This window comes from Limisphaera sp. 4302-co (assembly GCF_049537155.1).
GTDB lineage: Bacteria > Verrucomicrobiota > Verrucomicrobiia > Limisphaerales > Limisphaeraceae > Limisphaera.
The window spans coordinates 323,788-344,849 of record NZ_JBMVQZ010000003.1 but is presented as its reverse complement, the minus strand read 5'-3'; the positions used below and the strand labels follow the sequence as shown (position 1 = coordinate 344,849).

The 21,062-nt window shown below is 66.4% G+C and carries 14 protein-coding genes; 10 read left to right on the top strand and 4 right to left on the bottom strand.

Annotation, left to right across the window (positions count from 1 at the left end; genetic code table 11):
- The first annotated feature begins 33 nt into the window (after positions 1-33).
- The gene (locus ACPDIX_RS05210; protein ID WP_423430720.1) at positions 34-3,918 is read left to right on the top strand and encodes an immunoglobulin domain-containing protein; all 3,885 of its coding nucleotides are present in this window, start codon (positions 34-36) and stop codon (positions 3,916-3,918) included.
- 129 nt (positions 3,919-4,047) lie between these two features.
- On the opposite strand, the gene ACPDIX_RS05205 is transcribed toward ACPDIX_RS05210, so the two are convergent.
- Positions 4,048-4,503, bottom strand: coding sequence for a hypothetical protein (locus tag ACPDIX_RS05205; protein ID WP_423430719.1), 456 nt, complete (start codon positions 4,501-4,503; stop codon positions 4,048-4,050).
- A gap of 389 nt (positions 4,504-4,892) precedes the next feature.
- On the opposite strand from ACPDIX_RS05205, the gene nusA reads away from it, so the two are divergent.
- From nusA to ACPDIX_RS05185, 4 genes are all read left to right on the top strand, one after another.
- Positions 4,893-6,197: a transcription termination factor NusA gene (nusA, locus tag ACPDIX_RS05200; RefSeq protein WP_423430718.1), complete on the top strand. Its 1,305-nt coding sequence runs from the start codon at positions 4,893-4,895 to the stop codon at positions 6,195-6,197.
- A 96-nt stretch (positions 6,198-6,293) separates the two neighbouring features.
- Complete coding sequence (infB, locus tag ACPDIX_RS05195; RefSeq protein ID WP_423430717.1) at positions 6,294-9,257, top strand: translation initiation factor IF-2; 2,964 nt, start codon at positions 6,294-6,296, stop codon at positions 9,255-9,257.
- 72 nt (positions 9,258-9,329) lie between these two features.
- On the top strand, positions 9,330-9,704 hold the full coding sequence (rbfA, locus tag ACPDIX_RS05190; RefSeq protein WP_423430716.1) for a 30S ribosome-binding factor RbfA: 375 nt from the start codon (positions 9,330-9,332) through the stop codon (positions 9,702-9,704).
- Positions 9,701-10,738, top strand: coding sequence for a DHH family phosphoesterase (locus ACPDIX_RS05185; protein ID WP_423430715.1), 1,038 nt, complete (start codon positions 9,701-9,703; stop codon positions 10,736-10,738). Before rbfA ends, ACPDIX_RS05185 begins: the two co-directional genes overlap by 4 nt.
- A gap of 209 nt (positions 10,739-10,947) precedes the next feature.
- Here the strand turns inward: ACPDIX_RS05185 and ACPDIX_RS05180 are convergent, their stop codons facing one another.
- Together ACPDIX_RS05180 and ACPDIX_RS05175 are read right to left on the bottom strand one after the other, a co-directional pair.
- A complete protein-coding gene (locus ACPDIX_RS05180) occupies positions 10,948-11,565 on the bottom strand; it encodes a CvpA family protein (protein ID WP_423430714.1) in 618 nt (205 codons plus the stop codon).
- A gap of 223 nt (positions 11,566-11,788) precedes the next feature.
- Positions 11,789-13,333, bottom strand: coding sequence for an O-antigen ligase family protein (locus ACPDIX_RS05175; protein WP_423430713.1), 1,545 nt, complete (start codon positions 13,331-13,333; stop codon positions 11,789-11,791).
- A 337-nt stretch (positions 13,334-13,670) separates the two neighbouring features.
- Here ACPDIX_RS05175 and infC point away from each other — a divergent pair, with 337 nt between their 5' ends.
- Positions 13,671-14,438 carry a translation initiation factor IF-3 gene (gene infC / locus ACPDIX_RS05170; protein ID WP_423430712.1) on the top strand — a complete coding sequence of 256 codons (768 nt, stop codon included), beginning with the start codon at positions 13,671-13,673 and terminating at the stop codon, positions 14,436-14,438.
- A gap of 12 nt (positions 14,439-14,450) precedes the next feature.
- Here infC and ACPDIX_RS05165 read toward each other — a convergent pair whose 3' ends face one another.
- A complete protein-coding gene (locus tag ACPDIX_RS05165; protein ID WP_423430711.1) occupies positions 14,451-15,923 on the bottom strand; it encodes a DUF2851 family protein in 1,473 nt (490 codons plus the stop codon).
- A gap of 366 nt (positions 15,924-16,289) precedes the next feature.
- Between ACPDIX_RS05165 and ACPDIX_RS05160 the strand changes: the two genes are divergently transcribed.
- From ACPDIX_RS05160 to ACPDIX_RS05145, 4 genes are read left to right on the top strand one after another with little or no spacing between them, the layout of a single operon-like run.
- Positions 16,290-17,723 (top strand): trypsin-like peptidase domain-containing protein, encoded by a 1,434-nt coding sequence (locus tag ACPDIX_RS05160; RefSeq protein WP_423430710.1) that lies wholly within the window; start codon positions 16,290-16,292, stop codon positions 17,721-17,723.
- A 55-nt stretch (positions 17,724-17,778) separates the two neighbouring features.
- Positions 17,779-18,768, top strand: a complete 990-nt coding sequence (locus tag ACPDIX_RS05155; protein WP_423430709.1) for an ABC transporter ATP-binding protein — start codon at positions 17,779-17,781, stop codon at positions 18,766-18,768.
- A 1-nt stretch (position 18,769) separates the two neighbouring features.
- On the top strand, positions 18,770-19,522 hold the full coding sequence (locus ACPDIX_RS05150) for an ABC transporter permease (RefSeq protein ID WP_423430708.1): 753 nt from the start codon (positions 18,770-18,772) through the stop codon (positions 19,520-19,522).
- A 6-nt stretch (positions 19,523-19,528) separates the two neighbouring features.
- Positions 19,529-21,010 carry a GldG family protein gene (locus ACPDIX_RS05145; RefSeq protein ID WP_423430707.1) on the top strand — a complete coding sequence of 494 codons (1,482 nt, stop codon included), beginning with the start codon at positions 19,529-19,531 and terminating at the stop codon, positions 21,008-21,010.
- Positions 21,011-21,062 lie beyond the last annotated feature (52 nt).

Below are 21,062 nucleotides of genomic sequence, written 5' to 3'. Positions count from 1 at the left end.
GTGTGGATCGGGCGGTGCGTTTAGGTTCGGCGCATGATCCAGGGCAGGTGGGTCGGTGGTCTGTTGGCACTGCTGGGTGGGGTGTGGCTGGCGGGCGCGGTGTCGCCCATCGAGGACAGTTCCTTTGGCCACCGTCTTCCGGGGTCTGCAGCATGCGCGGTCTGGTGGTGCGAGGGTACGTACAAGGTGGGGCGACAGCGTGCCCTGCCCTTGGGGGAGACGAGCCGGGTGACGATCGAAGCGGCCCGCAACGAGTATGAGCCTTTTCAGCTGGTGTTGTATCCGGCCGGGCCCCTCAGCAACGTCGTGGTGCGCGTTGAGGACTGGGTGCGGAAAGGCGGCGGTGGATTGCTGGCTTCGACGAACGTGGAGGTGAGGCTGGTGGAGTATGTCCCGGTGACCCTGCCGTCGGACGCAGGCGGGTCGGCCGGGTGGTATCCGGACCCTTTGGTCCCCGTTCCGGCCGGGCTGCGCCTGGAACCCGGACAGCACCAGCCGTTCTGGGTCACGGTGTATGTACCCAGGACACAACCGTCGGGAGAGTACGAGGGCCGGTTGCTCATCGAGGCGGAGGGGTGGACGGCGCCCTTGGTGGTTGCAGTCAACCTGCGGGTGTTCGATTTCACCTTATCGGACGTCACCCACACCCGCACGCTCTACGACGTTGCCGTGCCCGGGAGGTGGCACGGTCCGCTGACGGATGCCGAACGGGAAGCGGTCTGGGACCTCTACATGAAGAATTTCCGGCGGCACCGCGTCTCCCCCCAGTGGCCCCAACGTTATGCGCCCTTGGCGTGGCAGTGGGGCGTGGGAGGTTTTCTTTATGATTTTTCGGCCTTCGACCGGGCGCTTTCGCGCTACCTGGACGAGTTCGGTTTCAACACGTTCGTGTACCTGGACGAGCCGTGGAGCTTGTTCGGACATGATCGGTTCACTTCCCCATACAACTCGCTTTTCACGCTGCTGGTTTCGGGGATCGCCTCGCATCTGAGGGCCAAAGGCTGGATGGAGAAGGCGTGCGCGTATTGGATTGATGAACCGGCGAACGATTTGTTGCCGTTCGTGCGGGATGGGATGCATGTGCACCTGTACGCTGCGCCGGATCTGCGCCGGTTGCTGACGCGGGAACCGTTGCCGGAATTGTACGGTTTGGTGGATCTGTGGGTGCCGCTGGCCGTGATCAGTGTGTTCAACCTCACCGCACCGCGGTGGTTCGAACGGATGGCGGCGGGCGAGGAGGTTCCGTGGTACGTGGCCACGTACCCGAAATGGCCGGTGCCGAATTACTTCATTGATCATCCGGCGTATTCCCATCGCATTCGCTTCTGGCTGGCCGAGCGATACGGCATCCGGGGCGATTTGTACTGGGACGTCAACTGGTACCTCGACCGGGAGTTTCAGCCGATCAACCCTTGGACCCAGACGACCGTCACCAACGAATTCGGCCAGCCGATGGGCAACGGTGACGGTGTGCTGGTGTACCCGCCGGTGCGACAGCCGCCGACCAACCCGGTGGTCGCGGGGCCGATTGATTCGATTCGGTGGGAACTGATCCGTGAGGGGTTGGAAGATCGGGAGTACTTCTGGCTGCTCGGCGCGCTGGCGGAGCGCGGTGCATTGCGTTGGGGTCCGGATCATCCTGCCGTTGCGGGCGCCGGGATCGTTCGTACACAGGCACTGGCCCTTGCGGCGCCGGCCCTGACCAATGCAGGGGGAGATCCCCAGGCATTGTACGCGGCCCGTCGGGCATTGGCGGCCGCGATCGAGAGCCTCGTTACGGGTGAACCGTGGTGGGTGGAGGAACCGGTCTCGCGCGTGGTGGAACCCGGGGAAGATCTGGTGCTGCGGTGCGAGGCGTTGGGCTGGCCCCAGCCGGTTTATCTTTGGATCAAGGACGGGTTGCCGGTCGGCGCGACTTCGGAGGGGCGTCTCCGTCTTGCCGCCGCCGATGCGACAACGTTGGGAGATTATGTCGTGGTGGCGAGCAACCTGTGGGGTTCCATCACCAGTCGGGTCGCGCGCGTCCGAGGCGCCTGGGAGGAGAGGCCTCAGATCGTCACGGACCCGAGGTCGGCGGCGGTGCAACTCGGAAATCCGCTGGTTTTGACGGTGGTGGCGGTGGGACGCGAGCCGTTGACCTACACGTGGTTCAAGGACGGGACGCCGGTGGTGAGCGACGGACCTGCCGGTCCGGCGTTTCTCCGGAGCAACGTGGTTGCGACCGCCTCAGGTGATTATTGGGTGGTGGTGACCAACGGCCAGGGCGCCGCAACCAGTGGCGTGGCCAGGGTGGTGGTGACGTGGGACGGGCAAGGCTTGCCCGTCCTGCCGACGAACGCAGTGTGGCGGTACGACAGTCGCGGGATACCGCTCGGTCCCGGATGGTGGGACGACGCAGCGACCAACACGAGCTGGAGCGCCGGTGTGGCACCGTTTGGTGAGAACCTGCCCGGTGTGGTCACCAGCCTGGCGGGCGAGGACGGGACCTTGGCGCCCACGGTGTATTTCCTGACGGACCTTGTCCTGCCGGAAGTGGAGCTCTCCCGGTATCGCGCCCGTTTGTACTGTGACGACGGCGCGGTGGTTTACGTGAACGGACGCGAGGTTTTCCGGCTGAATCTGCCGGAGGGATGGTTGGAGCATGGTCAGTCCGCGCTCGGGCCGGTGGACGCTGCCCCGTCGGAGGCGGAGTTCGATTTGCCTGCGGAGGCCCTTCGTCCCGGTACGAATCATCTGGCCGTTCAATTGCATCAATACACGGCATCACTGCAGCCGGTGGGTATCTGGCCGTTCGACGAGCCCGAGCCGCCCTGGCAGCGGTTGGAGGGGGGCCTGGCCTGGGTGCGAGTGGGCACAGGGGTCGTCGCGGGGGTGGGCCGGTGGGTGGGCTGCGTTTCCAACGCGGCTGCCGCCGACAGTTGGTTGGAGTTGCCGGAGGTGCCCGGTGTGAGGACCGACCGGCCATTCACGGTGGGCGGATGGTTTCGGTGGTACCACGGGACCATACCGGGTGCGACCCGCACGGCCCTTGGAAAACCGGGCGAGTTCCGGCTCTACTACGCGGGCACGACTCTCAATCGTTACCGTTTCCGACTCGGTTCAGTCGAGGTGCAGGACCAAACGTCTGGGACACTCCCGGGGCAGTGGCGTCTGGTCATGGCCTGGTATGACGGTACCCGTGCGTGCATCCAGATGGACAATGGCCCGGTGTACAGCGTTCCGGCGGAGGCATCTCAGGCCACGACGAACCCGTGGGTGGCGCTGCAGCTGGAGCCGGGTGCGGGCCCGTTCTCGGCCGATGACGTCTTCATCTTTCCCCGGGTGCTTTCGCCGGCCGAGCGGACGGCCATCTATCAGCTCGGCGTACGGCGGTTCGTCACCAACCTCATGGAGAGCACCGTGGCGGATGCGTGGTTCGATCTGGAGGTCGTCCGACTGCTCGCCAGTCCGCCGCGGTTTTTCCAAGGGCCGCAGCATCTGATTCGCTTCGAGGGCGAATCCGCCGGGTTCAGGATGATCGCCAGGGGAACCTCGCCCATTACGTATCAGTGGCTGTTCAATGGCACACCCTTGGCAGGGGCCACGCAGGATCTGTTGTTCCTCAGCGGGCTGAGGGCGAGCGACTCCGGTGAGTACACCCTGGTGGCCACCAATTGGGCCGGTGCAGCCACCAGCGCACCGGTGCGCCTGACCGTGTATGCGAAACCCCGCTTGGAAGTCGCCCCCGAGCCGGACGGTTCGGGTTGGCGGTTTCGTGTGCCTGCGTTGCCCGTCGCCGGGACGCTGGAAGTTTCGACAAACCTGCAGGATTGGGTGCCGCTGGGGCCGTTACCGCCGGGCTTGTCGGGCACGAATTGGTTTCTCCCCGTTTCCCCCGATCGCCCGGCGGAGTTCTATCGGATCCGGTTGAACCGGTGATGGGGCAGTCCGTGGGCGTCGTTTCTCACAGCCCCCCGCGCATCGGCCGGCGGAACCACAGCCACGTGGCGGTCTTGCCGTGCCGTTGGCGGTGGGCGGGGTCTGACGCCCTGGCGGCGCACCGCACCGTCAGAAGTTGATCGCGATCAATTTGAGACCGGCGGGCGCACCCGTGACGACGTCGCGAACCAGGTTTTGTTCTCCGGACCCGGCCGATTCCGGGGCCCAAGGGTTGAGGAGCTGAAGGGGATGTGCCGAGCGAGCTGCCTGGACCAGGATACCACTGCAATGTCGGCGGCCCACCGTGACCTCATTGGGCCGCGCCGGCCGTTCAATAGCGGAGGCGCTGAGCTCCCGGGTCAGGCGGTTGACGAGCACGTCCGACAGCGATGCCGATCCCACACCGCCGCCGACCCGGAATTGTTCGGGCGTTTGAGCGGATGAGGAGCTGGTCTGGGGAGCAGCCGCTTCGGTGGCAGGGGGGGCGGCGATCGCGTGGGTGGACCCGGGTTCGGTCGCGGCGGTGCGGGCAGCGGCGACTCCGAGACTCAGGCCCAGCACAAGGATGAGTGATTTGACTTTCATGGCCTCAGCTCTCCGCCGGCAATTTCCGCCCGGGACGGTGATCCGTCAAACCCGGGTGGAGAGGCGAAAAGGCGGAAAAGCAGGCGTTCTGCCGGACGGGCCTGTGCGACGAGCTGAGAGGAAACCGAACGGGACGGTTGGGGCGGGGTGAACGCGGTTGTCTGCCGTGGTCGGGGTGCGCCGGGGTGAGGGACGGGAAAGTGGGGCGGTCGGGGTGGGGACAGAATGTCCCAGGGGCCGAGGGCCGGCCTTGACGGGTGGTGGGGTGAAGTCATAGATTAGGGGTGCGGTCAACAGCGTGCTGGGATACCAGCGGGTGGAAGTCGGAAGATTCGCATCTGCCGACTTTTTTGTTCTCCGGATGCGGCTGACCGCCGGAGAGATGCGATATGAACGTGGATTTGCTGCCATTGCTGGACTACTACGAGCGTGAGAAGGGCATCAGCCGCGAGCGAATGCTGGCGGTGGTGCACGACACGCTGTTGTCTGCCGCGAAGAAGGCGGTGGGGCCGGCCCGGGAACTTCGGGTGGAGATCGATCCCAAGACGGGGGAGATCCGCGCGTTTGCGCGGTTGATCGTGGCGCAGCGGGTGGTTTCCAAACACGACCAGATCTCGCTGGCGGAGGCTCAGAAAATCAAGCCGGACGCGCAGGTGGGCGACGAGGTGGAAGTGGAGGTGACGCCCACCGATTTCGGCCGGATTGCCGCGCAGTACGCCAAGCAGTGGATCCTTCAGAACATCCGGAAGATTGAGAAGGAACTGATCTACACCGAGTTCAAGGACCGCGTGGGTGACATCGTCGCCGGCACGGTCCGCCGTTTCGAGCGATCCGATGTGATCCTGGACCTGGGCCGGTATCAGGCGATTCTGCCCAATCGGGAACGGGTCCCCACTGAGGAGTACCAGGTGGGCGACCACATCAGGGCCTTTGTGAAGGCGGTGGAACAGGGACCGCAGGGGCCGGAGATCATCCTGTCGCGGGCGGACCCACGTTTTGTGGTGAAATTGTTCGAGATGGAGGTGTCCGAGATCCGGGATCACACCGTGGAGATCAAGGGCATCGCGCGGGAACCGGGCTTTCGCACCAAGCTGGCGGTACACAGCCGGGATGAAAAGGTGGACCCGGTGGGGGCATGCGTCGGCCTGCGGGGCCAGCGCGTGAAGAACATCGTCCGCGAACTGAACAACGAACGGGTGGACGTGATCCGTTGGTCGCCGGACATCCGGGTTTTTGTGGCCAACGCGCTGGCACCGGCCAAGATCAAGGCGTTTGAGGTGGACGAGGCCCGGCGTCGGATCAAGGTCATCACGACGGAAGACCAGCTCTCCCTGGCAATCGGCAAACGGGGCCAAAACGCCCGTTTGACGGCCAAGTTGACCGGTTGGCAGGTGGACATCGAAGCCGAGGCCATCGTGGTCAAGGGATTCGAGGAAAAGGTGGCCGAGGCTGTGGAAGCCCTGGCCGCCATCCCGGGCATCAGCCGGGAACAGGCCGACATCCTCGTGCACCACGGACTGACCCGGTTGGAAGACCTCCTCCAAGTGGAACCGAGCGACTTGGAAGAGATCCCCGGGATCGCCGATCAGGCGACCGCCATCTTGGAGGCCGCGCGTGCGGAGGCTCAACGCCGGACCATCCCACTGGGCCAGGACACCCAAACCGGAGCAACCGGCGGGACCGGCGGCTCGTGAAGTCAACCGGCTTTGGGATTGGCCGCCTTGCCGCGCTTTGTTAGCCTGCTCCACTCGAGGCCGCGCAGGCCGGGAGTTTGGACGATTTGAGATTTTATGCCGGTTCGCATTTACGAGATTTCGCGGCGGCTCGGTCTGGACAACAAGGAAGTCCTGGCCAAGGCCAAGGAATTGGGCCTGACCGGGGTGCGCGCCGCCAGCAGCACGCTTGACAAGATTACCGCGGAGTACTTCGAGTCGGAGCTCCGGAAGATCTTTGCCGATCGCATCGCCGCCCGGCAATTGGCCGAGGCGGAGGCTGCGGCCCGTGCCGCTGCCGCCGCCGCCGCGGCGGCGGCCGTGGAAGAGCCGCCGGCCCAGGAAGCCAAAACGGAGGAGTCCGCCCTCCCCGCAACCGTCGAGATTGCCGCGGAACCGGGCCCTGGCGGAACCGCCGCTCCCGCCGCGGCCGGGGCCTCCTCTGCACCCGCCGTGTCCGAGCCGGCTCCCGCCGAGGCTCAACCTGTGTCTCTCCCGCCTCAGCCTGCTGCTGAGCCTCCCCCGCCGGCTGCGCCGGCGGCGGCCGAACCGGCTCCCGCACCCGTGACGACTGCCGAGCCCGTCCCTGCGGCTGGTCCTCCTGCAGTTGCGCAAGCGCCCGAGAAGAAGGAGGAAATCCCGTCCATTGGTGAGGTTGCTCCGGCGGCGGCCGAGAGCGCCGGTGTACCGCCTGTCCCCACAGCCGAAACTCCGGCGCCGGCCGGGGCCGTTCCGCAACCGGCTGCCCAACCGGAAGGGTCTGCGGCCTCCACGGTGCCGACCGCGGCCAAGGAAGTGGGCCCGGCGCGCACGGGTGAGCCGGGCCGGGAGTTGCCCACTGCGGCCAGCGCTGGCACTGGCGAAAGGGCCGCTCAGGAAAGCGCGGGTACCGATGCCGCGAGTGCGGCGCCGGCTGCGCCTGTGCCTCCTCCACCTCCTGCACCGCCTCCTCCGCCGCCGAAACCCAAGGTGGGGGACAAGATCGGTTTCATCCCGTTGCCACCGCGGCCCCAGGCCAAGAGCGGGCCCAAGGCGCCGCCGCCCAAGCCGGCTCCAGCTGCGCCTCCCAAGCCGCAGCCGGCGAAGGCCCCGGCCGGGAGGTCGGCTCCTGCGCCGTCGGCGTCGGTCGCGGCCGCGGCCGCCATTCGAGTGGTCGCCCCGGCTGCCCGGGACGACAAGGAAAAGGCCGTTCCCAAGCCTGCCCAGCCTGCGGTCGGGCGGCTGGCCAAGGTGGAGGTGCCTCCGAACGCTCCGTTGATCAGCTTGAAGCCGCCGATCACCGTTCGGGCCTTGGCTGAAAAGCTGAATCAGAAGGCCTTCAAGATCATAGCGGACCTGATGGACCTGGGCGTGTTTGCCAACGTCAATCAGACGATGGACGCCGACTGTGCCCGGGCCATCTGCGCCAAATACGGGTACCGCTTCGAGGTGGAGAAGCGGGAGCGTCATGCCCCGGCGGCCGCTCCCCAGCCCCGTAAGAAGGTGGAGCTGGATCCGACCGATCGGCCGGAGGACCTTCGGCCACGGCCGCCGGTGGTCACGGTGATGGGGCACGTGGACCATGGCAAGACCACGTTGCTGGATGCCATTCGGAAGTCCAACGTGGCGGCCAAGGAGGTCGGTGGGATCACGCAGCACATTGGTGCCTACACCATTTCGTTTCCACATCCGGAGCGGAAGGGCGAGCTGGCGCAGATCACCTTTTTGGACACGCCGGGCCACGCCGCCTTCAGTGCCATGCGTGCCCGCGGGGCGAACGTGACGGACATCGTGGTGTTGGTGGTGGCGGCCGACGACGGTGTGATGCCCCAGACCATCGAGGCGTTGAACCATGCGCGTGCGGCCGGGGTGCCGATCATCGTGGCCATCAACAAGATGGATCATCCCCAGGCCAACCCGATGAAGGTCCGGCAGCAATTGCAGGAGCACGGGTTGGTCCCCGACGACTGGGGCGGGGACACCATCTTCGTGGAGGTGTCGGCCCTGACAAAGAAGGGCGTGGACAAGCTGCTGGAGATGATCCTGTTGCAGGCGGATCTGCTGGAACTGAAGGCCAATCCGAACCGGCCGGCGGTGGGGAACATCATCGAGTCCGGGATCACCCCGGGCGGTCCCACGGCCACGGCCCTGGTGCGGAAGGGGACGCTGCGTGTGGGAGATGCCCTGTTGTGCGGGCCCTACCACGGCAAGGTGCGTGCCCTGATCAACGAGGAGGGCAAACGTCTGAAGGAGGCCGGTCCCTCGATGGCTGTCAAGGTCCTCGGCTTGAACGGGGTGCCGGAACCGGGGCTGGAGTTCACCGTGGTGGAGGACGAGCGGAAGGCACGCGAGCTGGCCGAACAACGCCAGGAGGCCCTGCGTGCGCAGGCCGCTGAAAGCCGGGCCAAGGTGACCTTGGAGAACCTGTTCCAGGTGCTGGACGCCCAGCAGGCCAAGGTGCTCAAGCTGGTGGTCAAGGCCGATACCCAGGGATCGGTGGAGGCCATTGTGGACGCCCTCAAGAAGATCGACTCGGAGAAGGTCAAGCTGGAGATCATTCACAGTGCGGTGGGGACGATCACCGAGTCGGACATTTTGCTGGCCTCGGCTTCGAACGCGGTGGTGATCGGATTTCACACCCGGGTGGACACCGGGGCGCAGGAGGTGGCCAAGCGCGAGGGCGTTCAGATCAAGCTGTATTCGATCATTTACGAGCTGATCGATCAGGTGCGCGAGGCCATGGCCGGTTTGTTGGAGCCGGTGACGCGCGAGGTGGTGTTGGGAACGGCCGAGGTCAAACAGGTGTTCCCGCTTTCCAAGGGACCGCCGGTGGCCGGCTGCATGGTGTTGCAGGGGCGTGTGACCAGGGGGCGCGTCCGCGTCCGCAGGCGCAAGGACATCGTGTACGAGGGCAACGTCCAGTCCATCCGCCGGTTCCAGGACGAGGTGTCCGAGGTCCGGGCCGGGCTGGAATGCGGCATTCGGTTGGACGGGTTCGGCGACTTTCAGCCGGGGGACGTCATCGAGTGCTATACTGTGGAGAAGGTGGCCCAGACGCTGTGAGGTCGGGCACCGCGATCGTCGGGTGCCCGCCCTGACGGGTCGGGCGGCGGCCACCGAGACAAGGCGTTCGACATGTCCTCGTATCGCATCGAACGGATTCGCGAGCTGCTCAAGCGTGAGATCGGCTCGGTGATTCGCCGGGAGTTTCCGGTGGAGGAACTGGGCCTGGTCTCGGTCAATGACGTGGAGGTGTCGGGCGATCTGCGCCATGCCACCGTCTACGTGAGCATCCTGGGCACGGCCGAGCAGCAGAAAAAGAGCGTGCGCCGGCTGCAGGAGCAGCGGTGGCGCATCCAGGATTTGGTGGCTCGCTCGGTCGTGTTGAAGTACATCCCGGTGCTGCGGTTCGTGGTGGACGATTCCATCGCCCGCGGCAACCGCGTCATCCAGATTTTGGAGGAACTGGAGCGGGGCCAGGAAGCCCCGCCGTCCGAATCCAACCCGTGAAGGCAATACCTCGTGTGGTGGCGCGCATCCTGGAGGTCCTCCGGGACGCGCGGCGCGTTTGTGTGGTCGGTCATTTGCGGCCCGACGGAGACTGCATCGGTTCCCAACTGGCGCTGGCCCTTGCGCTGGAGGCCCAGGGCAAGCACGTCACCTGTTGGAACGAGGATGCCGTTCCGGAAAAGTACCGGTTCCTGGACCCTGACGGTCGCATCCAGAAACCGCGCCCGGGCGAGGTGTTCGACTGTGTGGTGGCCACGGACGCGGCCAGTCTGGAACGGTTGGGCGCCGGTGTCCTGGCCGGGATTGCCGAACGACGCTGCCTGATCAACATCGATCACCACATCAGCAACACGCGTTACGGCGACATCAACTGGGTGGTGCCCCGCCAGCCATCCACCGGCGAGCTGATCCATCGCCTCCTCCGGGCGGCGCGCTGGCCGATCACCCCCGCCATTGCAGACTGCCTGTTCACGGCCATCTCCACCGACACGGGGTCGTTCCAGTACCCCACCACCCTGCCATCCACGTATCACGTGGCGGGCGAACTGGTGGCCAGCGGGGCCAACCTGGCCCGCATCTGCCACGAGGTGTATCAGAGCTTCCCACTGACCCGTGTCCGACTGCTCAAGCGCGTCTACAGTCGGTTCCGACTGACCGCCGACGATCAGATCGCCTACTGTTGGATTTCCCGGGCCGACATTGCCCGGTCGGGAGCCGACCCGGCCGACACGGAGGGGATCATTGATCATCTTCGGGCGATTGAACCGGTGGTGGTGGCCTGCCTCTTCGAGGAATATGAACCCGGCGTGGTGCGGGTCAGTTTGCGGTCGAAGTCGGATCGGGTGGACGTGGGGGCCGTGGCCGCCCAGTTCGGCGGCGGGGGGCATCCGGCTGCCGCCGGGGCGCGGATTCCCGGCACCCCTTTGTCGGTGCGGAGGCGCGTGCTGGCGGCCTTGAAAAAGGCGCTGCTGAACCATCAGCCGGGGCAGCCCGCCGGGAAAAAGAGGTCGGCCCGGCTGGCTCGCGCCGCGTGAGGGGGCAACGGGCTTGCACCCAGCCGGCGGGTGCGGATCCGCACTGCCCTTCAACGCCCGCGGGGGCGGGAGTCCGGCACCGGGGCGGACCGTCAAGCCGGACAGAACCGGCCGACCGCGGGGCCGCGCAGGGGCGTGGTCGGCTTGGGCCCGAAGGGCGCAGGTGGAGCTTCTTCTGCGGCCGATGCTCCGGCTTTGTGCGCCTGCGTTCAGAACTCGGGCAATTGACGGCGGGCCTGCCGGAGGTCTTTCCCACCGGGCGGCGTGGGTCGGATCAGCAGGGTGCTGCAGTAGCTGCGGATCTTCGGGCCCAGGAACGAGGCTTCGAACACTTCCTGCTGGATCATGGGCAGCGTGGGGAAGAAGTTGCTGCCGTAAACCTCCTGCTGATACCGGCGCATGGCCCGCACCTCGGCCTGCGTGTACATGCGGGCATTCAACAGGGCCAGAACAGCGATGAGCACGCAGGCGAATCGCAACATGCCCGCCCCCATGCCGAGGTAGTACTCGCCCCGCCCGAACAGATCGCTGCTGGCCAGTTTGCCGCCGAGCAGCCTTTTGCCCAGCGAGAACAGGGCCATCACCCCCAGGGCCGTGAGGATGTAACCCAGAACATAGCAGGTCAGCAGACCGAATGGACTGTTGGCCGACAGCCAGTGCCCCACCGGTTCGTAGGCGCGCCCGGCCACCAAAACGATGACCAACCATTTGCACAGGGGCAGTGCTTCCCCAGACATGCCGTTTTTCTGACCGCGCCAGATGCCCAAAAGCAGGACAGTGACCACGGCCAGGTCAAACCAGTTCAAAGGCAACGGACCTGCTGTCATAAGCCTTTCCACCGCTGATTCACCGGAGAGCCAGAATCGTGCCAGATTGCACCTCCGGGGCATCAAAGAGTGAGGTGAACCCTTCGCAGTCGAGCCCGATCAAGCAAGATCAACCGGTGAGGGGTTGGGAACTTGCGGACAGGCGGCGTGGAGGCCGCGGGCAGGACGGGGTGAGAACGCGTCGGAACGAGCGGGTCCCTTCGGGCGGGTGGCACCGGCCCGGTCAGGTGGCACCCCACCGCGGATGGGAAAAAAGGCTCAAGGCGGCGCAATGCAGCAGGACCAGTTGCTGGATGGAATAGATCTGGAGCGGAAAATCCCATCGGGCGTGCAGGAGGCAGCCGCCCAACGCCACAGCGTAGAGCAGCGGTAGGCGCCAACTGGTGATCACTCCGCCGGGCAGGAGATACCGCACCCACACCCATCCAAAGGCCAGAAGGAGCAGGCCCATGCCCACCCGGCCCCAGGTCACCCGGTACTCCAGCCAGTCGTTGTGGAGCTGGGCGGGCCAGTATTCCTCGGTGGATTTGCGATAAAGTTGAAAGACCGGGCCGAGCGTGCCGGGGCCGGTGCCGAACCAGGGAAAATCGCGGGCCATCCGACGCGCGGTGTCGTACATGGTCTCGCGCTGGACCCAGCCCTCGTCGAGGGTCTCGAACCGCTGGAACAACGCCTGCCCGCCGAGCCACAGTCCGAGCCCCACGCTGAGCCCGCCGAATCCCAGCATGGCCAACCGGACGCGCGCCCTGCGGCTGCGCCAGCCGACCCAAAAGATCACCAGGACAGCGATCATCGCCCCGACGGCCACCGCCGCCCCGCCCCGGCTGAGTGAAAAGACGCTGGTGGCGGCCATCAAGCCGGCTGCGGGCAGCAGGCCATGATAGGCGCGACTGTAACGGACGCGGCCCGAGTTGCTGTCGGTGCGCCGTTGGAATCGGCGCAGGTGATGGAGTCGCCACCACAGGCCCAGGGTCACCGGCCAGACGAGGTTCAAGTACTGCGCGCCGTTGGACCGGTAGTTGAACGGGCCCAGTTGGGCTTCCGGCACGGCGTTGAGGCGGGGCCGGACCAGCCAGAGCAGTTTTTCGGTTCCGCTGGCCCGTTGGAGCAGTGCTTCCGCAGCCAGGATTGCCCCGTTGAGGCTGAGGACCCCCAGCAGGAGCTGCAACCGCCGGGGCACCAAAAGTCCGGCGTTTCCGTCTGGGTCCCACCGATGGAGTTCGCGGCGATCGGCCATGGTTTTGCCGAGCAACCAGTCCCGGGCGGCCCAGAACCAGCAGGCCAGGGCCAGGACCCGGGCGAAGGTTTGCCAGGAACGACTGGCGTCGTAACTGTGCGGGAGCCAGCGGACAAACGCCCGGCGGTACTGGAAGGTTCCCAGCTCGGGATCGTAATCGGCGCGGGCGTTGAGGGCAGAGAGGGCGCAGTAGGTGAGGATCAGCAGGGTCAACACGCCCAGCGTGGGGGCCCAAACACGGGCCAGGTGCCCGGCAATCGCCGGCGAGGGATGACGCGATTCCCACCGCGGCGGCTGGTAGCCGAGGAACCATCGGAGGCCGAGCTTCACCAGCAGGAGTGCGCCCGCGGCGTAGCCGGCAGCGTTGAGCGCGGTGATGGCCCACGCCGGGGTTCCGCCGAACGCCCAAGGGGCAAAGAGGACGGCTGCGATCAGGATGGCGCCCGAGGCGCGATCCAGACGGTCGTGCCAGAGGGCCGTGCGCAGCCCTGCCCGCGGCGGTGGGATTTCCGTGGCCGATGTGACCGGCATGGCGTGGCGATTGAACCGATCCGCGGGGCGGGTCACAAGTGTGAATCCGGGCACATGTCGTTCGAAACGCAAGGGGCATGCGATCGGGACACAACGGGTGGCCGGTCGTGTGGCCGATTTCCGGGCGTGGGCATCCGGCGGATGGAGTGACCTGCCGCGGACGACATCGCCCCGGGCGGCGGGATCTTTCGCGTGGTGTAGAGACAAGGCGGCAAAAATTTGTTGCACTGCTCCCGGGTGGCGGTTACTTAGGCCATAGAATGAACGGCCGAAGAATCGGCACAAAAAAGAAGGAACCAAACATCGAAACGAAGGACCAACAACTGAAGAGGGTGTCTTGAGCCGCCCTTTTTCTTCCAACCATTCGTCGGGTCGCGGCAACTTCGTCCGGGTGAACGGGAAGATCCGTGCCCGGGAAGTCCGCGTGATTGGTATTGATGGCAAACAGATCGGCATTCTCCCGCTGGGCGATGCTCTGACATTGGCGCGCCAGCACGGGGTGGATCTGGTGGAGGTGGCGCCGAACGCCGATCCGCCGGTCTGCCGGTTGATTGATTACGGCAAGTACCGTTACGAACAGGCCAAGCGGGAAAAGGAGGCCCGGAAGCACCACCACGCCAACAAGGTCAAGGAGATTCAGCTCAGCGCCAAGATTGACCCGCACGACCTGGGCGTGAAGGCGATGCACGCCATTGACTTCCTCTGCGACGAGATGAAGGTCAAAGTGGCATTGCGCTTCCGGGGTCGGGAGATGGCTCACACGGAGTTCGGATTCCAGGTGGTGCAGAAGTTCCTGGAGAAGATTGCCCCGTGGGGGCATCCGGACTTCGAGCCGAAGTTGAACGGGAGAAACATCGTGGTGATGGTCAGTCCCTGGCCGCGTCACAAGCGGGCCAAGCACCCGCGAGAAGCGGAGGCGGAGGCTGCCGCCGGGACCCGGGCGGAAGTAGGACAGGCCGACTCGGGCGGCAAGGGCGGCGCGCCGGCCGAGCCCGAGGACGGGAAAAGATCGGACTCTTCCCCGGGTTCGGCGGAGCCTTCTTCCCAGGCCGGGCAGGGCTTTGGCAACAACCCGTTCAATCAACTCGATCTGGACCGGGCCTGATTTGGGCGGCCGTCAGGTTGACCGGGCGGGCGTGCCGGTGCGGCTTTCCAGCGCTGCGGGAAAGGGGCAGCCGTCGCACCGGGCGTTGGCGTGGTCGCAGAAATCCCGCAGGATCTGGATGAGTCCCTGCTGAACGGCGGCGCGGGCACATGTGCCCCGTAGGGCCCGACCGGCCAGGAGCCGTTGGCGGGCCAGACGGAAGGCGGCGTTGTCGGCTGCAGGCGGCCAGGCCAGATAGCGTTCCAGAACCCGGTTCCACAACGGTTCATGCCCGGCGGCTCGCGCCCGGGCGCCCAACCAAGGGAGAACCACGTTGACGGCCAGCTCAGTGGCCCGGGCGGCACCGATCCAACCCTCGGCCGGGGCGCGTCCGGTGGAGCGAAGGGTCCAGCACCGGGACCAGAATCCCGGCTGTTTCGGTTGCATGAGTTGGAGGAGACCGGGCACCAGCGCCCGTGGCGGCAGGTCGCGGGTGATCCATTGCTCCAGGCGCCGGATCCAGGCAGGGTCCGCCGACCAACAGGCCGCGAGGGCGAGCCGGCGCTCGGGGTGATTGGCGGGGCGCACGCCGTGCAAGTGCCAGGCCGTCCGTGGCAGCGCGCAGTCTTCCAACGCCGCGCGGTCGCGCCACCAGATGTCCCAGAGCCTGCGCAGGAACCGGGCTGTTTCCGGTGGTAGGGATCGGGTTTCCTCGGGCAACAACCCGGCCAGGCCGAGCAGCCGGGCTTGGAGCGTTTCACATCGCGCCTGCGGTTCCCACCATCGGTCGCGCCGCTCGGCCAGCCACAGCATCGGCCAGGTGTTGTGTTTGTAGCCCAGGCCGCGGAACAGGCCTTCCCAGAGTGCCTGTTCCCATCCCACCACTCGCGCGCGGGCCTGGAAGTGGAGGACCTTGGCTTCCAATCGTGCCAGGCCGGCCTCTTCCAGGACCGACTCCAGCTCGCCCGGTGAGAGCCGGCTCAGCGGGCTGCAGCAGGCCCCTCGCAGATGTTCGGGCCAGACCACATGCTCGCCACGGTCCAGCCAGAGCATGAGTTCTTCCAAGGGCGCATCCAGGCAGTCGTGCACGGCCAGCGTGAGCGGGGCTTCCCGGTTTCCCGGGCTCTTGCCGGGTTGCGACGGGTCCGGCAGGTCCCACACCACGTGCAGGATCACTCCGGTGAACCGGGGATTACGATCATGGCCGTGGCTGTGCCAACCGCTGGCGTGGACATCCACTTCCACATCGCCCTGTCGGACGGGGCCGCCTTCGATCCGAATCAGGGCCTTTTCAAAGTCGGGCCCGCCTTCGGGCCGGGGGAAACCCGGGTGAACGACCTCGATGGAGCGTCCGTCGCTGGTTTGGAGCCGGTCGCGCAAGAGGCGCTGATGCAGCCAGACGGCTTGAAGCAACCGTTCGGACGGCAGGCCATGGTCTTCGCGAAGGCCCTCGCGCCGGCCCGCATGTTCGCGAATCTGAAAGTACCAGTGGGGGTGTTTCGGCACAGACCAGCTTGTGAGGTGGGGAGGGTCGGTCTGTCAAGGCCGCGGTGGGCACGCGAACGGGGGGCGTCCGGTCCGTTCGAGCCCTGCACGGGAATTTCTTGGGGGGACTCGGGGAACGGACGGTTCCCGTCCGGGTGCGCGATGGATGGACCGGCTCCGCTGACGGTCCTTTGTGAACACGCCCGTGTCGGGGGCCGTCAAAGGGGGAGCTGGATGCAGGCGTGCCCCCCGGCGGGCTCCGGAGGGATCCTGCCGGTTCATGGGACGTGGGCGGAAGGGGCGGGTGCCGGCTGCGAAGCCGCGGCGGGCGACCGGCCCGTGCCGCAACCTTGAATTTGCCGCAGGGTTTTTAGAGACGTGAGAACGATGCGTGTAAAAGGGCGAGCGGCGGGGGATGATGTGCCCGGGCGGCGGCCTGCGGGGCAGAGTGCCGGATGGGACGGGATGCGTCTGCGGCGGGCGGCCGTCCGGATGGTGTTGTGTGGGATGCTGATGCTGCGGGTGTCTGCGGCCGTGTCCGAGCCGGACGACATCCGCCGGGACGCCACGGTTCGTGCCATCGAACGGGCGCTGCCCACGGTGGTGAACATCGCCACAACCCGGATCGTGGAGTATCGGGATCCGTACCAGGACCTGTTTTATCAGTTCTACGGTCGGCGGGCGCCGGTGGAACGGCGGGAGGAACCGAGCAGCATAGGGTCCGGGGTGCTCATAGACGAGGAGGGCTACATCCTGACGAATTTTCATGTCCTGCGCCGGGCCTCGCGCGTGTATGTGAAGTTGCAGGACGGACGGATCCTGGAGGCCGAACCGCTGGTCTACACGCCGCACAAGGACGTGGCGTTGTTGAAGGTTCGGGCGCAGCCGGGCGAACGGTTTCCGGCGATTGCCTTTGCTGCGGACGACGATCTGATCCTGGGGGAGACGGTCATTGCGTTGGGCAATCCGTACGGGCTGGGGACCTCGGCCAGTCGGGGCATTCTGAGTTCCAAGGCGCGGCGGCCGCCGGTGGAGGGTGAACCGCTGGGCACGCAGGACTGGTTGCAGACGGACGCGGGGATCAACCCCGGCAACAGCGGTGGGCCGTTGATCAATCTGCGGGGCGAACTGATCGGGATCAACGTGGCCGTCTACCGGGAGAGTCAGGGCATGGGCGTGGGCTTTGCCATCCCGGTGAAGCAGGTCAACGAAGCGCTGAGCGAGTTTTTTTCTCCGGAGGTGACCCGTGCGTTGTGGTTTGGTGCGCGGGTCAAAGGCCTGCACGGGCCGCTGGTGGTGGTGAGTGTGCAGCCGAAAAGCCCGGCAGCGCGTGCCGGCCTGCGGGAGGGGATGGAGATCGAGACGGTCAACGGCCGTGCCGTGCGGGGGCTGGTGGATTTCAACCGGCAGATCACCGGTGCGGCGGAGCAACCGGTGCGCCTGGGGGTGCGGGAGGGCCGCACGCGTCGGACGTTGGAGGTCCGGTTGGTCTCGTTCGAGGAGCTGGTGCAGCGGCGACTGGGCCTGCGGTTGCTGCAACTGACGCCCCAGGTGGCCGCGGGGTTTCAAGTGGAGCCCGGGGAGGGGATGTTTGTGGAATCGGTGGAACCTCGGGGACCGGCCGACCGGGCGGGGGTGCCTGCGCGGAGTCTGCTGGTGGGCGTGGATGGTCGTTCGGTGGGCAGCCTGTTCCAGGTCGTGGAGGTGTTGATGGAGAAATCGCCGGGCGACCGGGTGTATTTGACGCTGGTGGTTCCGCGGCGGCTGGGGCAGGCGTTCGTGGAGTACCGGCAGGTGACGGTGGAGGTGGAGGTGCGGTGAGGGGTTTTTCATCGCAGACAGGGGCCGCTCCGGGTAAGGTGCGGGAGCCGAACCGATGGACAAGCCTTGCATGATCGAAGTGCGCGATCTGACGAAGCGCTACGGGAACCGCGTGGCGATTCGCGGGGTGTCGTTCACGGTGGCGCAGGGGGAGATCGTCGGTTTGCTGGGGCCGAACGGTGCGGGCAAGAGCACGACCATGCGGATTCTGGCAGGGTTTCTGCCGGCGACCTACGGCACGGCCCGTGTGGCGGGGCACGACGTGGCCCGCGAGTCGCTGGAGGTGCGGCGGCGCATCGGTTACATGCCGGAGAACAACCCGTTGTATCCGGAGATGCGGGTGGTGGAGTACCTGCGGTTTCGTGCCCGGCTGAAGGGGTTGAGGGGGCGCCGGGCCCGCGAGCGGGTGGAGAGGGTGTTGGAACAGTGCGGGTTGACGGAGGTGCGCCGTCGTTTGATCGGGCAGCTTTCCAAGGGGTACCGTCAGCGGGTCGGTCTGGCGGATGCCCTGGTGCACGAGCCGGATCTGATCATTTTGGACGAACCCACGATCGGGTTGGATCCGCACCAGATCCGGTCGGTGCGGGAGCTGATCAAGAGCCTGGCGGGCCGGCACACGGTCTTGTTGTCCACGCACATCCTGCCCGAGGCGGAGATGATCTGTCATCGCATGTTGATTCTGTGGGACGGGCAGGTGCTGGCGGCGGGGACGCCGGCGGAGCTGGAGCAGCGTTTGAGTGCGGATCACCAGGTGCTGGTGGAGGTGGCCGCGCCGGAGGCCGAGCTGCGGGCGTTGTGGGCGGGACGGCCGGAGGTGGCCTCCTGGGAGATGACGCCGGCCGATGGCGGTTACTGGCGTTGCTGGTTGCGCGCGGCGGGTTCGGAGGATCTGCGGCCGCTGGTGTACCACTGGGTGCGGGAGCGGAGTTGGCCCCTGCGGGAACTGACGCGTCGTCGTTACACGCTCGAGGACATTTACGTCCAGGTGACGGCGCGGCAGGAGCAGGACGACGAGCGCGGCGAGGAGGAAGAGGGAGAGTGGTGAGATGACGGCTTTTTGGGTGCTGCTTCGGCGGGAGTTGGCGGCCTACCTGGTGTCGTTGAGCGGCTGGGTGATCATGGCCGCGGTGGCGTTTTTGATCGGGCTGAGTTTCGTGGATCTCCTGCTTGCGGTGCGGCAGACGCCGCTGCCCGTGCACGTGACGGAGGTTTTCTATCAGACGCCGTATTTCTGGATCATCATGCTGTTGAGCGGGCCGGTGATCACGATGCGATTGTTTGCGCAGGAACGGGCCTCCGGGACGTACGAGACCTTGATGACCAGTCCGGTGCGGGACGGCACGGTGGTGGCGGCCAAGTTCGCAGCGGCACTGGTGTTTTTCCTGGTGGTGTGGTTGCCGCTGCCCGGTTGCGTGGCGCTGATCCGGTACTGGACCGGGGAGGCGCAGGCGTTGGAGTGGCCGTTGTTGGGCAGCACCTACCTGGGGATTGCGTTGCTGGGGATGTTGTTTCTGAGTCTGGGTTGTTTTGCCTCCGCGTTGACGCGGTCCCAGACGGTGGCGGCGATGGTGGCCGGGTTGCTGGGGGTGAGCCTGTTTCTGCTGAGCTTCGCGGCTCCGGAACCGGGGGCGGAGGGGCCGGTGTGGGCGCGGGTGCTGGGTGTGTTCACCCTGGTCGAGCACATGCGGGATTTCACGCGCGGCGTGGTGGACCTCCGGCCGGTGGTGTTGTACGGGAGCACGAGCCTGGCGTTTCTGTACCTGACGCTGCGCGCAGTGGAGGCGCGTCACTGGAAGTAGGGGATCATGCAGACGGATCGCGCCACACAACCTTCCTTTTCGGCCGGCCGCCGCTGGGCGGCCTGGCTGCGGGTGGGGTTGGGCACGATCTCGGTGCTGGCCCTGGTGGGGATGGTCAACTATCTGGCCCAGCGCCATCCGTTGCGCTGGTACGTGACGGCCGAGGTGGACACGCGGCTGTCTCCCCAGACGCGGGCGGTGTTGGACAGTCTGACCAATGACGTGCGCGTGACGGTGTTTTACGACCGGGAAGACCCGTTCTACCCGCTGGTGGTGGGGCTGCTGCGCGAATATCAACTGGCCAATCCGCGGGTGCACGTCCGCACGGTGGATTACCTGCGGGAGGCGGGTGCGGCCCAGCAGGTCTTTGCGGAGTATCAACTGGCCGGTGCCACGAACAAGAACCTGATCCTGTTCGACTGCCAGGGACGTGTGATGAGCATTGACGGGCGGATGCTCACCCAGTTCACGCTCGAGCCGGTGGGCGGGGACGGGCAACCGGAATTCCGGCGGCGTGCGGTGGCGTTCCATGGGGAACGGATCTTCACCTCGGCACTGCTGGCGGTGACGATGTCGCAGCCTTTGCGTGCCTATTTCCTGGCCGGTCATCAGGAGCACGACCCCGACAGTGATCACGAGACGGTGGGCTACCGTCGGTTCGCCGGTCTGCTGCGGCAGAACTGCATCGTCCCGGCGACCCTTTCCCTCGAGGGCACCAACGCGGTGCCGGAGGATTGTCATTTGCTGATCGTGGCGGGACCTTTGCAGCCGGTTCCGGAGGCGGTGGCGCGCAAGCTGGACGACTATCTTCGTCAGGGCGGCCGGATGCTGGTGCTGTTGAACAGCTACTCGTTGTCGCGCGGGTCAGGGTTGGAACCTCTGCTGGAGCGGTGGGGCGTGCAGGTGGGTTTGTGGCCGGTGGTGGACCGGGACAACACGATCACCGGGCAGGACATCAAGGTGATGCGGTTCGGGGATCACCCGGTGATCCGGCCGCTGGTGGAGGGTGGCCTGCCCGCGGCGCTTCATCTGTGGCGGCCGCGTGCGGTGGGCCGGTTGACGGGCACGGTTGGGGGCGTGGAAGGGGTGACGGTCACCGAGCTGGCGTTCAGTGGGGAACGGAGCCGGCTGATGAGCGGCGGCAGTGCCATGGGGTCGTATCCGCTGGCGGTGGCGGTGGAGAAGGGCGCCGTCCCGGGCGTGGTGACAGGCCGGAGCAACACGCGGATGGTGGTGGTGGGTGATTCGTTTTTCCTGGGCAACCAGCTGATCGACTCGGTGAACAATGCGGATTTCGGTGCGTATGCGGTGAACTGGTTGTTGGACCGGACGTTCCTGCTGCACCAGGTGGGGTCGAAACCGGTGCGGGAATTCCGTGTGACGCTGAGTGCGCGTCAGATGCGCGCGCTGGAATGGACGTTGCTGGCCGGAATCCCGGCCGGTCTCCTCCTGGTGGGGCTGGTGATTTGGTGGCACCGGCGGCGCTGAGGCGGCACGGAACGGGTGGCCGGTCGGGCCGGCGGGCGTGCCCGCGGAAGGG